Below are 14,762 nucleotides of genomic sequence, written 5' to 3'. Positions count from 1 at the left end.
CTCGCACCCGGACCCGGCCCCTTACTTGGCCCCGATTCGCCGCCCGGCCGCGAAAGCTCGACGCTTCAGCCATGCGCGCCGCGCCAACGCGCAAACGCACACCCCGCCTTGACTTACCCCCGCAAATCCCGAGAATGAGCGCCGCCGCCACGCGCGACGCCCCCGACGAGCAGCCAGCCCAAACCCGCCCGCGAGGATGTTTTCCCGCGTGATGCGCAACTTCATGGACAATAACGGGATGAGGCACGAACGCCCCGGCGTTTCCTGCGCTCGTCTCACCGGCGCGCGATGCATGTCGCGCCGACGCAGCATCCACGGCAACCGGCCCTGCGGCCGGTCAGCCACCGAATTCGGCCACCCGCGCCGCCCGAGGATAAGGTCGTCCTCGAACGCGGCCTACAGGAGCATCATCCATGACCGACATGAATCCGTCCTTTTTCGGCCGGCTGTCCATCGCCTTCGGCGCGTTTTTCGGCATCCTCGGCAACAGCGCGTTCGCCGGCCGCGTGCAGCGTCTGCGCGAAGCGGGCGAAGCGCCGGAAGCGCCCATCAAGACGCCGGCGCCCGCCGCAGCGCCCGTTGCACCGGTTGCACCGGCACCCGCGCCCTCGCCGCTGAAGGAAGCGAGCCCGGTCGCCGCGCTCCAGTTGCTGGGCCTCCTGCAGCGCGACGCCCGCTTCATCGACTTCGTCGAGGAAGACATCGCCAATTACAGCGACGCCGACATCGGCGCGGCCGCGCGCCTCGTGCACGACGGCTGCCGCGCCGTGCTGCGCGAGCACTTCACCATCAAGCCGGTGCGCAGCGAAGCGGAAGGCAGCCGCATCACGCTGCCGGACGGCTTCGACGCAAGCGCCGTGCGTCTCACGGGCAACGTCGTCGGCAAGCCGCCGTTCAACGGCAGCATCAGCCATCGCGGATGGAAGGTCGAGGCAACGCGCCTGCCGAAGCTCGCCGAGACGCATGACGCGAGCATCGTCGCCCCGGCGGAGGTGGAGCTATGAGCGACTTCGACCAGCAAAACACGCCGCGCTATTCGATCGGCGTCGATCTCGGCACGACGCATTGCGCGCTGTCGTACGTGGATTTGTCCGCGAGCGACGGCGAGAAAACCGCGCAGGGCGTGCTGTCCGTCGCCCAGCTGACCGCGCCCGGCGCCGCCGAGGAGCGCGATCTGCTGCCGTCGTTCCTCTACTTGCCGCATCCGAACGAACTCGCGCCCGGCGACCTGACGCTGCCGTGGACGCAGGAGCGGCCGTTCATCGTCGGCGAACTGGCGCGCAGTCGCGGCGCGGGCACGCCCATCCGGCTCGTGTCGAGCGCGAAAAGCTGGCTGTGCCACCCCGGCGTGGACCGGCGCGCCGCGATCCTTCCGGCCGACGCGCCCGAGGAAGTCGAGCGCGTGTCGCCGCTGGAAAGCTCGGTGCGCTATCTGACGCATTTGCGCGAGGCGTGGAACCACGCGCATCCGGACGCGCCGTTCGATCAGCAGGACGTCACGGTGACGATCCCCGCCTCGTTCGATCCCGCCGCCCGCGAGCTCACGGCCGAAGCGGCGGCCGCCGCGGGCTATGCGCGCATGACGCTGCTCGAAGAACCGCAAGCGGCACTCTATAGCTGGATTCAGAAGTCGGGCGGCGGCTGGCGCAAGCAGGTGAAGGTGGGCGACGTGATTCTCGTCGTCGATGTAGGCGGCGGCACGACCGACTTGTCGCTGATCGCGGTGGTCGAGCGCGAAGGCAATCTGGAATTGCATCGCGTGGCGGTCGGCGAGCATATTCTGCTCGGCGGCGACAACATGGACCTGGCGCTCGCGCACGTCGTCGCTCGCAAGCTCGCCACTCAAGGCACGCAGGCCGATCCGTGGCAATTGCGCGCGCTGACCTACGCGTGCCGCTCGGCCAAGGAAACGCTGCTCTCCGATCCCAATACCGACACCGTGCCGCTCGTCGTGCCGAGCCGCGGCTCGAAGCTGATCGGCGGATCTCTGCGCACCGAGCTCACGCGCGCCGAGCTCACGCAGATTCTGCTCGAAGGTTTCTTCCCGCAAGTGGACGCGTCCGCCCGCCCGGTGGCGCGCGCTCGGGTCGGTCTCACGCAACTCGGGCTGCCGTACGCACAGGATGCGGCCGTCACGCGCCATCTGGCCGCGTTCCTCGGCCGGCAAGTGAACGCGCTTGCCGAAGTCGAGGGCATCCAGCGCGACGTGCCGCCCGGCGCGACGCTCCTGCATCCCACCGCCGTGCTGTTCAACGGCGGCGTGTTCAAGTCGCACTTGCTGGTCGAACGCGTGATGACGACGCTCAACGCGTGGCTCGCTGCCGAGAACGCGCCGCCCGCGCGGCTGCTCGAAGGCGCGGACCTGGACCTCGCGGTGGCGCGCGGCGCGGCCTATTACGGCTACGTGCGTCGCGGCAAGGGCGTGCGCATCCGCGGCGGCACGGCGCGGGCGTATTACGTGGCGGTGGAATCAGCGATGCCCGCCGTGCCCGGCCTGGAGCCGCCAGTGTCCGCGCTGTGCGTCGCGCCGTTCGGCATGGAGGAAGGCACCGACGCGGCATTGCCGGCGCAGGAGTTCGGGCTGGTCGTCGGGGAGCCGGTGCATTTCCGCTTCTTCGGCTCGTCGGTGCGCAGGCAGGATCAGGTCGGCACGCTGCTCGATTACTGGCAGCCGGACGAATTGCAGGAACTGGAAGAGATCGAAGCATCGCTGCCGTCCGAAGGGCGCACGCCGGGCGAAGTCGTGCCGGTCAAGCTGCACGCGCGCGTGACGGAAGCCGGCACGCTGGAACTCGAAGCGGTCCCGCGCGGCTCGCAGGAACGCTGGAAGGTCGAGTTCGACGTGCGCGGCAGCGCAAGCGCGGATCACGGCGCGGGCCTGTAAGTGTCGGCGCGCAAGAAGAAGCCGTCGGCGGCGTCGGGCGCGCGGTATCGCGTCGGCATCGACCTCGGGACGAGCAATACCGTCGTCGCCTATGCCGAGGCCGGCTCGAACGATATCCGCGTGTTTCCGGTCGAGCAGCTCGTCGGTCCCGGCGAAGTGGCCGCGCAGCCGCTGCTGCCGTCGCTGCGGTATCACCCCGCGCGGGGCGAACTCGCGCCGGGCGACGTGCAATTGCCGTGGCCGCCGGCTTCGGCGACCGAGCCGCCCGCGGTTATCGGCCGCCTCGCTCGCCATCTCGGCGCGCAGGTGCCGGGGCGGCTCGTGTCGAGCGCGAAAAGCTGGCTCTCGCATGCATCGGTGGATCGCGTCGCGCCGATTCTGCCCTGGGGCGCAAGCGACGATGTCGCCAAGATCTCGCCCGTCGCCGCGAGCGCGAGCTATCTCGCGCACGTGCGCGCCGCGTGGAACCAGCAGTTCCCCGACGCGCCGCTGGAAGCGCAGGACATCGTGCTCACCGTGCCCGCTTCCTTCGATGAAGGCGCGCGCGCCCTCACCGTCGAAGCAGCGCGCATGGCCGGGCTTCACGCGCTGCGGCTTCTCGAAGAACCGCAGGCCGCGTTCTACGACTGGCTCTTTCACCACCGCGAGACGCTCGGCGACGAACTCGCGGAGACGCGCCTCGTGCTGATCTGCGACGTCGGCGGCGGCACGACCGATCTCACGCTCATTCAGGTCGAAGCCGGCGACGGCGAAGAGCCGCGTCTCACGCGCATCGGCGTCGGCAATCACTTGATGCTCGGCGGCGACAACATGGACCTCGCCCTTGCGCATCTCGTCGAGAAGCAGCTCGCGGGCGGCGACGGACGGCTGTCGGCGGCGCGGCTGTCGCAACTGGTCGAGCGGTGCCGCGCCGCCAAGGAACAGTTGCTCGGCGAGAACGCGCCCGCGTCCGCGTCCATCACGCTGCTCGGCGCGGGATCGAAGCTGATCGGCGGCGCGCGCTCGGCGGAGGTGACGCGCGAAGAGATCGAACGGATCATCGTCGAGGGCTTCTTTCCGCTCGTGTCCGAGAACGAGCGGCCGGGGCGCACGCGCGCCGGCATCGTCGAATTCGGGCTGCCTTATGCCAGCGATCCGGCGATCACGCGCCACGTCGCGGCGTTTCTCGCGCAGCACGCGACGCCTTCGCGCGAAGCGTTGCGCGAAGCTTCGAAAGCCGATGACGCCCTTCCCGTTCCCGACACGCTGCTGTTGAACGGCGGCGTCTTTCGCGCTGCGCCGCTGGCGAAACGCGTCGCCGATACGCTCGGCCGCTGGCGCGGCGAGCCGGTGCACGTGCTCGCCAACGACGACCCGGACGTGGCCGTCGCGCGCGGCGCGGTCGCCTATGCGCTTGCGCGCGCGGGCCACGCGCCGAAGATCGGCGGCGGTTCGGCGCGCAGCTACTTCCTGCTGCTCGACGAAGACGGCGACGCGTCGCGCGGCGTCTGCGTGCTGCCGCGCGGCACCGAAGAAGGCCAGGCGATCCATCTCGCCGATCGCACCTTCGCGCTGCGGCTCGGCGCGCCGGTGCGCTTTCACCTCGTCTCGTCGGTCGCGGATACCGCGTACCGGGCTGGCGAAATCGCCGATGTGAGCGCTGCAGGCGGCGACTTCGTGCGACTGCCGCCGATCGCGACGGTCGTCGATCCGCGCGGCCACGCCAACGCCGGCAAGCCGAGCGAGACGCCGGTGCAGCTCACGACATCGCTGACGGAAGTCGGCACGCTGGAGATGCACTGCATCGCCACGGACGATCCCGCGCAACGCTGGCTGCTCGAATTCCAACTGCGCCGCGAGGAACCGAAGGGCGATGCCGCCGCCGGAGAGACGCATCCGGCGCTGCCGAAAGCCATCGAACTGATCGACCGCACTTTCGGCACGCGCGCGCAGGACGTCGCCCCGAAGGAAGTGAAACGGCTGCGCGCGCAACTCGAACAGGCGCTCGGGCCGCGCGACACATGGGACATCGTGGTACTGCGTGAACTCTTCGGCGCGCTGTGGGACCGGGCGAAGAAGCGTCGGCGCAGCGCCGACCACGAACGCCTGTGGCTCAACCTCGCGGGCTATGCGATGCGTCCCGGCTTCGGGCATCCGCTCGACGAATGGCGCGTCGAGCAGTTGTGGACGCTCTTCGATCAAGGCATCCAGTACGTCAACGAGAACCAGATCTGGTCGGAATGGTGGACGCTCTGGCGGCGCGCGGCGGGCGGGCTCGACGAAGCGGCGCAACTGCGTCTGCTCGACGACATGGCTTTCGTGCTCCAGCCGCCCGGCACGAGCCGCTATCGGCGCGCGGCGGGCGCGGCGCGCGCGGGCTACGAGGACATGGTGCGGCTCGCGGCATCGCTCGAACGCGTGCCGGTCGAGCGCAAGATCGAGGTCGGCGAGTGGCTGCTCACGCGCCTGAAGAAGCCTTCGGAGAATCTGCAAAGCTGGTGGGCGGTCGGGCGCATCGGCGCGCGGCAGCCGTTCTATGGCAGCGCGCATGGCGTCGTGCCGCCGGAGGTCGCCGCGCGCTGGCTCCATGCGATCCTCGCGCTCGACTGGAAGAAGGTCGAGCCTGCGGCGTTCGCGGCGGTGCAGATCGCGCGCATGACCGGCGACCGCTCGCGCGATGTCGCGGACGACGTGCGCGCGGCCGTCATCGAACGGCTCACGACGCAAGGCGCCGCGCAATCGTGGATCGCGATGGTGAGCGAGACCGTCGCGCTCGATCGCGCCGACGAAGGCCGCGTGTTCGGCGAGACCTTGCCGGCGGGGCTGAAGCTCATCGGCTGAACGGCCCGAGCCCGGCGCGTGCAATTGCTTCGCTCTCAGAAGCGATTTGGCGCGCTCGGACTCGTCATCGCTTGAATAGCGGCCGCACGCGTCCTAAGGTTATCAGTGTGTCGCTTCGACACTCACTGAAGGAGGTCCACCATGCCATCCCCGCGTAAGGCTCAAGCGAGCCACCCCGCCGACACGGAAATGTCGAGCCGCAAGAAAACCGCCGGCACCAAGGCGAACACCGCGAAGACCGCGAGCGCGAAGGAAATGAGCGTCGGCAAGCGCACCACGAAAGCGAAACCGAAGTCGTAAGTGATCGGCTGGTACCGCGCTCGAGCGCGGGGATCGGTCACGGCTGTCCTTCGAAACGGCGAGCGGCAAGCGATAACCATCGGTCCGCTCGCCGTTCGGCTTTCTGCGCTCCCGAAAAGCAATCGCGATCCGCGAGACCGCACTTTTTGCCGCCCGCCAGCAGATCGGCGCGCAAAAAAGGCGTTGCCACATGGCAGCCTTCATTTAAAGTAGTTAACCTCCCCTGCACCGCTCTTTCGAGATCCCGACGATGGCCGTCCCGCCACGCGCCGCCTCCGTGCGCGCTGAAGGAATCCTGACCGCCGCCGCCCGCGAAGCCGGCGCGAGTCTCGTGCGCAACTTGTCGATTCCGGCGCCCTTCTCCGACGCCGCGCTCGAAGCGCAGTTTCTGGAGGACCACAGCCAGCGGTTCTGCGCGTTCCGGCGCGCGTCGGCGCTGCTCGCGCTCGTCATCTGGACGTGCTTTCTGTGGTGGGATTTCAGCTTCGTGCGCGGCAACAAGGCGCTCAACGTGCGGCTCGCGGACATTTTGACGCTGCGCTTCGCCGGCGTCGCGCTCCTGATCTGCGTCGGCTTTCTGGTGCTGCGGCCGTCGTTTCGCTCGCACGCGACGGCGCACCGCGTCATCCTCACCGGCATTTACGGCCTGCTCTGCCTCATCCTGACGATGGTGGCGATCACGCCCGCGCCGTATAACTACACGCAGTACTTCATCGGCCTGTACCTCGCGCTCTTCTTTCAGTTCAGCTTCTTCTATCTGCGTTCGCGCGCCGCGCTGATGGTCGGCGTCATCACGATGGCCTCCGTCGTCTTCCTGCAGATCACGGTCGGGCTGCTCAACGCGGAGGATTTCTTCGCCGGGCTCTTTTATATGTTCAACGTCGTGGTGGTCGGGCACGGCGTCTGTGCGCACGCCGAGCGCGTGTCGCGGGAACGGTATCTGGCCGAGCGCGCGCTGGCGTCGCTCAACGACGAACTGCGCGGCGCGAACGGCTCGCTGGAACGCAAGAATCGCGAACTGGAAATCGCGAAGAAGGATCAGGAGACGAAGACCAACGCGCTGCTCGCGCTGCGCGAACAGCAAATGATCGCCGCGCAGACGGCGAGCCGCGAGAAATCCAACTTCCTCGCCGCCGCGACGCACGACCTGCGGCAGCCGATGCACGCGCTCAATCTCTTCCTGCAAGCGGCCGCCGAAGCCATTCGCAACGAGGAATTCGATCAGGCCGAGCGCCTCATCAACGAATGCGGGCGCTCGTCGGTGATTCTCGCGCGCCTCCTGAACGCCGTGCTGGACTTGTCGCGGCTGGAATCGGGGCGCGTCGTGCCGCGCTATCACGTATTCGATGTCCGCGAGATCGTCGAGGAAGCCGCCGAGCAGTTGCGCCCGTTCGCCAGGAGCCGTGGCGTGGACTTGCGCCTGCGCCTGCCGAAAGACGATGTCGTATGCGTGCGCAGCGACGCGCACTGGCTCGGCCGCGCGGTGGCGAATCTGGTGTCGAACGGCATCAAGTACGCGGATACCGCCAAGCGCGCGAAGCCGACGGTGATCGTCGGCGTGGTGCGCTCGCCGACGCGCGCGCGTATCGACGTGCTCGACAACGGCATCGGCATACCGGCGGATTACTTCGACGCCATTTTTCAGCCGTTCTTTCAGGTCGACAACCCGGAGCAGGATCGCGACAAGGGGCTGGGGCTCGGCCTGTCGATCGTGAATGCGGTGATCTCGATGCTCGACGAACACCGCATCGAACTGAAGTCCGCCGAAGGACGCGGCTCGCGCTTCTCCGTGGATATTCCGCTATGCGGGCCGTCGCCCGATCAGCCGTCCGCGCGCGCGCCGGCGCGCTCCGAAGCCGCCGAAGCGGCGCAACTGGACGGGCGCTATGTGCTGCTCGTGGAAGACGACGGTCTCGTGCGCGCCTCCACCGAGGCGCTGCTTTCGCAATGGGGCGTGCTCTACGACTCCGCCGCGACGTTCGAAGAATACGAAGCGATGCTCGCGACCATCGAACGCTTTCCCGATCTCATCATCACCGACTACCGCTTGGGCGATGCGAAAACCGCCCGCGAAGTCGCGATGCTCGGCGCGCGCAAGCTCGGGCGCGCGTGCCCTTGCCTCGTCGTGACGGGCGAGCCGGCGGCGACCATCGTGCCGCTCGCCTGCGACCACGACGTGCTGAGCAAGCCGGTGAGCCCGGCCGAGCTGCGTCGCGGCATGGTGTCGATGATCGAGGCGGACGCGTTCAACGGCCGGTAAGCCGCGCCGCGAACCACGCCCGCAGCGCTTCGACCTCTTCCATGCAGACCGTATGCGCCATCGGGTACGCGTGCCAGTCCACGGCGCAACCGTGGCCGCGCGCGAACTCGCACGCTTCCTCGCCGAGCCGCACGTCGAGCACGTCGTCGAAGCTGCCGTGCGCGGCGAACACCGGCGCGGCGCGGTTGCCTTCGCTGATCGAGGCGTCGATCAGACCTGGCGACGGGATATAGCCCGACAGCACGATCAGGCCCGCGAGCTTTTCCGGATGCGTGAGACCGGCGTGATACGTCATCGCGCCGCCCTGCGAAAAGCCGGCGATAAAGATGCGCTCGGTCGGAATGCCGCGCGCGTTCTGCTCGGCGATCAACGCCCGCACGCGCTCGACCGACGCCTCGATGCCCGCTTCGTCCACCTTCCGGTTGATGCCCTCGAACGACAGAATGTCGTACCACGCGCGCATCACGTAGCCGTTGTTCGCCGTGACCGGAATCTCCGGCGCGTTCGGAAAGACGAAGCGCACGGCAGGCGCATCGGCGAGGCGCAGTTCGGGCACGAGCGGCACGAAGTCGTTCGCGTCGGCGCCGAGGCCGTGCATCAGAATGACGGCGAATTCGGGATTCGGCGCAGTTTCGATTTCGACGACCGACGGTGAATCGCTCATGTGCACTTCTCTCTAAATGATGGGAACGAGGATCTGAATGATGCCGACCACGGACACCAGCCACGCAAGCGAGCGCAAAAACGGCACGCCCGCCGCGTACAGCGGCACGTAGACCACCCGCGCGATGAAGTAGGCCAGCGCGCCGTAGTGCGTGAGCGGGTTCTCACGCCCGGTCACGTGAACGATCAGCACGGCCACCGCGAAGACCGGCAGCGTCTCGAAGAGATTCGACTGCGCGCGCATCAGACGCGCGGTGAGCTTGCCGGGCGGCGGCGCGGGGCCGTCGCGCGGGCCGGTGTTGTAGCGGATGCCGGTCTCGCGGTTGCGCAAGAGCGCCGGCAGCAGCACTTGCACCAGCGCGAGCACGAGCGTCCAGGCCAGCATCGTCAGTTCAAAACTCATGGCGTCTCCTGTCGGGCGTCTATTGTCTCAGGCGCGCGCTTCATTCGGCCGATGTCAGCGCCGCAGCCTGCGGCGCACTGTCGAGCGCGAGATCATGACTCGCAAGCTGTTCGAAGCGGCCGCTCGGCTCCGCGTAATCCCAGCGTTCCACGCGCGCGCGCCGCCCGGTCGCGTTGCACGCGTAGCGGATGACGTTCACGGAATTGCCGACGGTCGCCCGCGTGCGCGACGACAGCGCCGTGCCCGCCTGCACCGCCCATAGGCGGCGCGGCAGGTCGGCGAACGTGTCGTGCAGCGGCAGCACGTACGGCAGATGAATATGTCCGCCGAGAATCAGGTCTGCGCCCGCGCGCGCCCAGCGCGGCACCGCGCGCTCGCGCCCGTGCAGCAGGTTCGTCTCGTCGCTCGCGCGCGAGACCGCCACCGGCTGATGCGTGACCACGACGCGCAACTGAGCCGCGCTCGCCGCCTCCAGGCGCGCCGCGACGCGCCGGATTTGCGGCATCGACACTTCGCCGTCCTTGTGGCGATACGGCCGCGTCGTGTTGACGCCGAGCACGAGCACATCGCGCGATTCGAACGACGGCTCCAGTTCCGCGCCGAACGCGCGTTGATGATTCGCGTACGGGCGCACGAGCCGCGTGAACACGTCGTAGAGCGGAATATCGTGATTGCCCGGCACGACCACGGCGGGCGTCGCGCCGAACGTATTCATGAAGGCGCGCGCCTCGTCGAACTGATAGCGGCGCGCCCGCTGCGTGATGTCGCCCGACAGGATCACGACATCGGGCGGCACGGCTTCGGCAAGACGCAACAGCGCCGCGACGACTTTGGGCCGCTCGGTGCCGAAATGCGGATCGGAAATATGCAGCAATACGGTCATGAGCGATTGGCTTCGGCCACGTCGGGCTCGGGCTTGAGCAACAGCAACGGCCGTTCCGAGACGCGGAATTCGAGCGGCATGTCGAGCCACGCGATTTCGCCGTCGGTCGCGGCTTTGACGCGGCGTCTGCCCGTCGAACGCAATCCGCGCGACGGCCGCGTCACCGTGATCCTGTCGAACGTGAAGCTCTCGACGTGGTCCGAATCGGCGAGACGTCCCGCCGCGCCACGCAGCGACAAGAGCAGATGCGCGAGCCGCCCGATGGGTCGCGGCGCAATCGCGACGAGCAAGCCGTGTTCCACTGCGCGGGCCTCGGCCATGCCGATCTGTTCGAGCTGGAGCCGGTTGTTGCCGACGAAGAGCGTCGACGAACGCACTTCGCGCGTGCGTCCCTCATGCTCGATATGCAGCCTCAAATGACGATGCCGCCGCAACAGCGTGAAAAGCGCCGACCACAGCGCGACGAGCCGGCTGCGGCCGAATTGCCGCTTGTAGGCTTCGCGGTCTTCGAGCAGCTTCGGATACAGCCCGAGACTCGCGTTGACGATGAACATGCGGTCGTTCACGTAACCGACCTGCACCGGATACGCGCGCGCGTCGAGCAGCAGTTTCGTGGATGCGTCCAGATCGGCGGGAATGCCGTGATCGCGGCTGAAGTAGTTGAAGGTGCCGCGCGGCAGCACGCCGAACGGCACGTCAGCTTTCAGCGCCGCTTCGGCGACCGTGCAGAGCGTGCCGTCGCCGCCCGCGCCGACGAGCACGCCGCGTTGCGCGCGGGCCAGCTCGGCGGCTTCGCGTGCGACGGCGGCGAGACGCCGGGGCTTGTCGACCACGCGCAGATCGAAGCGCCGCCCCGCTGCGCCGAACTCGCGCGCCAAAGCCGCGCGTGTTTCGTCCGCCTGCCTGCGGCCGGAACCGGCGTTCATCACGATGAAAAACGGCGCGTCGGGCGCAAGCGCGCGGGCGGCGGCCGACGCATCGGCCAAGGGTGCGGACACGGTCATCGGCTGCGCTCCTTGCGGTTCGTCGCATGATTGCCTGCGCCGAAACGCGTCGAAGCGGCCGGCGAGCCGTGCCGATTATAACGAAAGCCTTACAACGGGAGCGTGCGCTGCCTGAGGCTTACGTGTGCTCGCCCCGAATGTAGTACTCGAGCTGCTGAATGGTGAACTGCTGCTCGGAGATAATGTTCTTGACCAGATCGCCGATGGAGATCATGCCGACGAGCTTGCCGTTGTCGATCACCGGCAAATGGCGCATGCGCTTGTCGGTCATGAGCGCCATGCAGTCGTCGGTGGTCTGGTCGGGCCGCACGTAGCGCACGTGCGAAGTCATGATGTCGCGCACCGGCGTGTCTTTCGACGAGCGGTCCATGAGCACGACTTTGCGCGCGTAGTCGCGCTCGGTCATGATGCCGACGATTTCGTCGCCGCGCGTGACGATCACCGCGCCGATGTGCTTGTCCGCCATCAGCTTGATCGCGTCGAAGACCGGCGCCGTGTCCGCGATCGTATAGACCGTCTGTTCGGGTTTCGAGCTCAGAACCTTTGCGACTGTTGCCATCGACCGCCTCCGTCTGACTTGCGCGCCGTTCGCCGTCCGCGTTGTGGACTGCCGGGCGCGCTGCGTTGTATCCGGAACACGTTGCTGCGCTGTATGAGCGTAAGGCTTCCGCCCGATGCCTTCATCGGCATTAACCCGACCATTCGCGAAGAGTATAGGACACGCAGCGGAACACGAGCGCCGCCGCACCTGTGCTTTGCCCGCCTTCAGTTTCACCGATTCCTGCCGCTAATCAGGCATCGCGCGGAATTCCGTCGTCCGCCAGGACTACGCGGCGCAACCGCCCACACCACAGGAGAAGCAGTGAGCACTTCACAACAGGATATCGAGCAGCGCGTGCGGCTCGCGGGCAGCAACATGTTCGAGTTGCTTCTCTTCAAGCTGGGCGAGGCGCCGGATTCGGAGCAGCGCGAACTGTACGGCATCAATGTTTTCAAGGTGCGCGAGATTCTCGCGATGCCGACGATCACCGCCGTTGCCGGTTCGAGCGAGGAGATTCTCGGCGTCGCGGACATTCGCGGGCAGATCATTCCGGTGATCGACCTCGCGCGCATCACCGGCTGCCGCCCGAAGAACGGCCCGAAGATTCTGCTCGTGACCGAGTTCGCGCGCACGACGCAGGGCTTCGCGGTCGAGGAAGTCGACGATATCGTGCGGCTGGAATGGAATCAGGTGTTGTCGGCGGAGTCGCATTCGAGCGGACGCACGGTGACGAGCTTTGCGCGCCTCGACGGCAACGTCGACGGCTCGCGCCTCGCGCAGGTGCTGGATGTCGAGCGCATCGTGCGGGACGTGCTGCCGGGCCAGGAATCGGACATCACGGAAGCGCGCACCGGCCGTCTGCAACTGAAGCCGGGCGCACGCGTGCTGGCCGCGGACGATTCGGGCGTCGCGCGGGCGCTGATCGAACAGAGCCTGACCGCGATGGGCGTGCCGTTCGTCATGACGAAGACCGGACAGGAAGCGTGGGATGTGCTCGAAGCCGCGCTGCGCAAGGCGCAGAAGCACGGCACCGAGGTCTCCGACGAAATCGCTCTCGTGCTCACCGACCTCGAAATGCCCGAGATGGACGGCTTCACGCTCACGCGCCGCATCAAGGCGGACAGCGGCTTGCAGCACATTCCGGTGGTGATTCACTCGTCGCTGTCGGGATCGGCGAACGAGCAGCACGTGCGCAAGGTCGGCGCGAACGCGTATGTGTCGAAGTTCGAGGCGTCCGAACTCGCCACCGTGATGCGCGGCGCGATCGTCAACGCCTGAAACGGCGGCGATCGGCAGCGATCGGCGGCGCAAAAGCATCGGCGCCCGGAGCGGGGAGACCTTGTGAGTCTGCCGCGCCGGGCGCCGAATGGATTGCTTCAGTCTTGAAAGCCGGCGGATAAGCCGGCCAGACCGGTTCGATCAGTGACCGAAGAAGACCGAGTTGGTGCTGTTTGCTGCTTGCGTGCGGGCGCCGGACTGAGCCAGCGAGTCACGCGAACCACCGTAGGCGTTAGCGTCGACGCCGTGTGCGTGCTCTTCAGCAGCGATTGCTTGGGCGCTCGGGCCTTGTTGCGACGTCGGAGCGCCGGCAGCCGGGCGATAGAACGGAGCCGGGCCGTAGCCGCTTGCGAAAGCGGGCGCAGCGAGGGTGGCGGAAGCGGCGATAAGAAGGGTAGCGAGAAGATTGCGTTTCATGGTGTGCTCCAAAGACGGTTGACGTTGATTCAGAAAGCGCCGCAGCGGTCTTGCGAGAAACTGTCTGCTACGTCGATGGAAAGCAGTGTATACCCCTACTATCGTTTTTTTATCCCGATATATTTCAATACACTTTTCATCCAGCGCCAACAATCGCTGGCCGCACGGGCGTGCGAAATGGCTGAAAGCCGCGCCGCGTAAGGCGCAGAGAGTCGTCCGCGTCGACGACGCTGTTCGGTAGGGACAGAATAATTTCGTGCTGTCGGCGTCGGCGAAGCGCGATTCGGGACGTTATCAGTGAACGAGACGCTGCATCAGATGGACGAGCGTCGCGGGAGAGTTGCCCTTTTGGCAGTACGCGTCGAAGCCGGCGTGCAGCCCTTTCGTGCGCACAAGTTCTTCGCCGAGCGCGGTGAACGCGATGATCCCCGCGTCGCGCGTCCGGGCGATGCGCCGTAGCACACGCGCGGTCGCGAAGCCGTCGTGCTCCGGCATGCTGATGTCGAGAATGACGATGTGCGGCACCCAGCCGTCGACCGCATGAAGGGCATCGACGCCGGACAGTGCGACCCGCGTCTCGAATCCGTCGGCGGTGAGCGCCGCGGCGAGCGCCTCGGCGCTGGAAGCGTTGTCATCGACGACGAGAATGCGCCAGCACGGGAGATCGACGTCGATACTGCGGTTGGTCCAGAGAGCGCATCGGGGCGAATGCAAATTCACGGGCATGGCAAGTCGGGATATTCGTCTGACGGCCGTACCGCACGAATCGCGCCAGCCCGGGCGACCGGTCAGGCGCTGGCTTCGCGCTTGCCCTTGCGCCGTTTCGCGGCGTTTTCTTCGCTCTCGCGCAGGCGCGCATTCGCCTCAACGAGCGAGGCGGCGTCGCGCTGCCGCAGCGCCAGGTCAAGTTCGCCGAGCGCGGCCACGAGCGCATCGCGGTCCGCCTCCTCGCACGCCGGCTCGCCGCCGGCCGCTACGCGCCGCGCTTCCTTATCGAGCCGCTTGTAGAGCTTCGCGCCGAAGCGCGTGTCGAGCGCGCCGTCGCGCGCCAGACCGGATATCACCGATGCAAGGCGTATCAGCCCCGCCGCAGTGGTTTGCGTCGCGCCATCCAGATCGTCACGGTCATCGTCCACAAGCCTTCTCCCCAAGTTTGACAGTCGGCGCGCGCCGGGAACGGCGTCTATCGTCGCTTACGCGGTCATCATACGCCGTCAATATGACAATCATTCTTACATTCCGCGGCACGAATGCCGCGACTGTTTCCGCGGGCGAGCGCACCAGACCCGCGTCGCGAGCCCGAGCGGTG

At 67.3% G+C, this 14,762-nt stretch carries 14 protein-coding genes; 6 read left to right on the top strand and 8 right to left on the bottom strand.

Features of this window, described 5'->3' with window-relative positions:
• The first annotated feature begins 413 nt into the window (after nucleotides 1-413).
• From LDZ26_RS15575 to LDZ26_RS15555, 5 genes are all read left to right on the top strand, one after another.
• Entirely contained in the window at nucleotides 414-1,004 is a 591-nt protein-coding gene (locus tag LDZ26_RS15575) for a DUF2760 domain-containing protein (protein ID WP_244850051.1), read from the top strand.
• Nucleotides 1,001-2,884, top strand: coding sequence for an Hsp70 family protein (locus LDZ26_RS15570; protein WP_244850050.1), 1,884 nt, complete (start codon nucleotides 1,001-1,003; stop codon nucleotides 2,882-2,884). Before LDZ26_RS15575 ends, LDZ26_RS15570 begins: the two co-directional genes overlap by 4 nt.
• A complete protein-coding gene (locus LDZ26_RS15565) occupies nucleotides 2,885-5,704 on the top strand; it encodes an Hsp70 family protein (RefSeq protein ID WP_244850049.1) in 2,820 nt (939 codons plus the stop codon).
• Nucleotides 5,705-5,845: 141 nt separating this feature from the next.
• Entirely contained in the window at nucleotides 5,846-6,004 is a 159-nt protein-coding gene (locus LDZ26_RS15560) for a hypothetical protein (RefSeq protein WP_175941360.1), read from the top strand.
• 250 nt (nucleotides 6,005-6,254) lie between these two features.
• Nucleotides 6,255-8,264 (top strand): hybrid sensor histidine kinase/response regulator, encoded by a 2,010-nt coding sequence (locus LDZ26_RS15555; RefSeq protein WP_244850048.1) that lies wholly within the window; start codon nucleotides 6,255-6,257, stop codon nucleotides 8,262-8,264.
• On the opposite strand, the gene LDZ26_RS15550 is transcribed toward LDZ26_RS15555, so the two are convergent.
• The 5 genes from LDZ26_RS15550 to LDZ26_RS15530 all read right to left on the bottom strand — a co-directional run bounded on the left by LDZ26_RS15550 (nucleotide 8,251) and on the right by LDZ26_RS15530 (nucleotide 11,776).
• Nucleotides 8,251-8,928: an alpha/beta hydrolase gene (locus LDZ26_RS15550; protein WP_244850047.1), complete on the bottom strand. Its 678-nt coding sequence runs from the start codon at nucleotides 8,926-8,928 to the stop codon at nucleotides 8,251-8,253. The two genes, LDZ26_RS15555 and LDZ26_RS15550, sit on opposite strands and share 14 nt — an antisense overlap.
• Before the next feature lie 12 nt (nucleotides 8,929-8,940).
• On the bottom strand, nucleotides 8,941-9,330 hold the full coding sequence (locus LDZ26_RS15545; protein ID WP_244850046.1) for an MAPEG family protein: 390 nt from the start codon (nucleotides 9,328-9,330) through the stop codon (nucleotides 8,941-8,943).
• 40 nt (nucleotides 9,331-9,370) lie between these two features.
• Nucleotides 9,371-10,213 (bottom strand): metallophosphoesterase, encoded by an 843-nt coding sequence (locus tag LDZ26_RS15540; protein ID WP_244850045.1) that lies wholly within the window; start codon nucleotides 10,211-10,213, stop codon nucleotides 9,371-9,373.
• Nucleotides 10,210-11,217, bottom strand: a complete 1,008-nt coding sequence (locus LDZ26_RS15535) for a diacylglycerol kinase family protein (protein WP_244850044.1) — start codon at nucleotides 11,215-11,217, stop codon at nucleotides 10,210-10,212. Before LDZ26_RS15535 ends, LDZ26_RS15540 begins: the two co-directional genes overlap by 4 nt.
• A gap of 118 nt (nucleotides 11,218-11,335) precedes the next feature.
• Nucleotides 11,336-11,776, bottom strand: a complete 441-nt coding sequence (locus tag LDZ26_RS15530) for a CBS domain-containing protein (protein WP_175941349.1) — start codon at nucleotides 11,774-11,776, stop codon at nucleotides 11,336-11,338.
• 303 nt (nucleotides 11,777-12,079) lie between these two features.
• Between LDZ26_RS15530 and LDZ26_RS15525 the strand changes: the two genes are divergently transcribed.
• Complete coding sequence (locus LDZ26_RS15525; protein WP_244850043.1) at nucleotides 12,080-13,036, top strand: chemotaxis protein; 957 nt, start codon at nucleotides 12,080-12,082, stop codon at nucleotides 13,034-13,036.
• 141 nt (nucleotides 13,037-13,177) lie between these two features.
• Here the strand turns inward: LDZ26_RS15525 and LDZ26_RS15520 are convergent, their stop codons facing one another.
• From LDZ26_RS15520 to LDZ26_RS15510, 3 genes are all read right to left on the bottom strand, one after another.
• Entirely contained in the window at nucleotides 13,178-13,453 is a 276-nt protein-coding gene (locus LDZ26_RS15520) for a hypothetical protein (protein ID WP_244850042.1), read from the bottom strand.
• Between the two features lie 294 nt (nucleotides 13,454-13,747).
• On the bottom strand, nucleotides 13,748-14,179 hold the full coding sequence (locus LDZ26_RS15515) for a response regulator (RefSeq protein WP_244850041.1): 432 nt from the start codon (nucleotides 14,177-14,179) through the stop codon (nucleotides 13,748-13,750).
• Between the two features lie 62 nt (nucleotides 14,180-14,241).
• Nucleotides 14,242-14,589 carry a hypothetical protein gene (locus tag LDZ26_RS15510; RefSeq protein WP_244850040.1) on the bottom strand — a complete coding sequence of 116 codons (348 nt, stop codon included), beginning with the start codon at nucleotides 14,587-14,589 and terminating at the stop codon, nucleotides 14,242-14,244.
• Nucleotides 14,590-14,762 lie beyond the last annotated feature (173 nt).

The organism is Caballeronia sp. SL2Y3, from assembly GCF_022879575.1.
In the GTDB taxonomy this organism is placed as follows: Bacteria; Pseudomonadota; Gammaproteobacteria; order Burkholderiales; family Burkholderiaceae; genus Caballeronia.
This window is presented reverse-complemented; position numbering and strand designations above follow the sequence as displayed.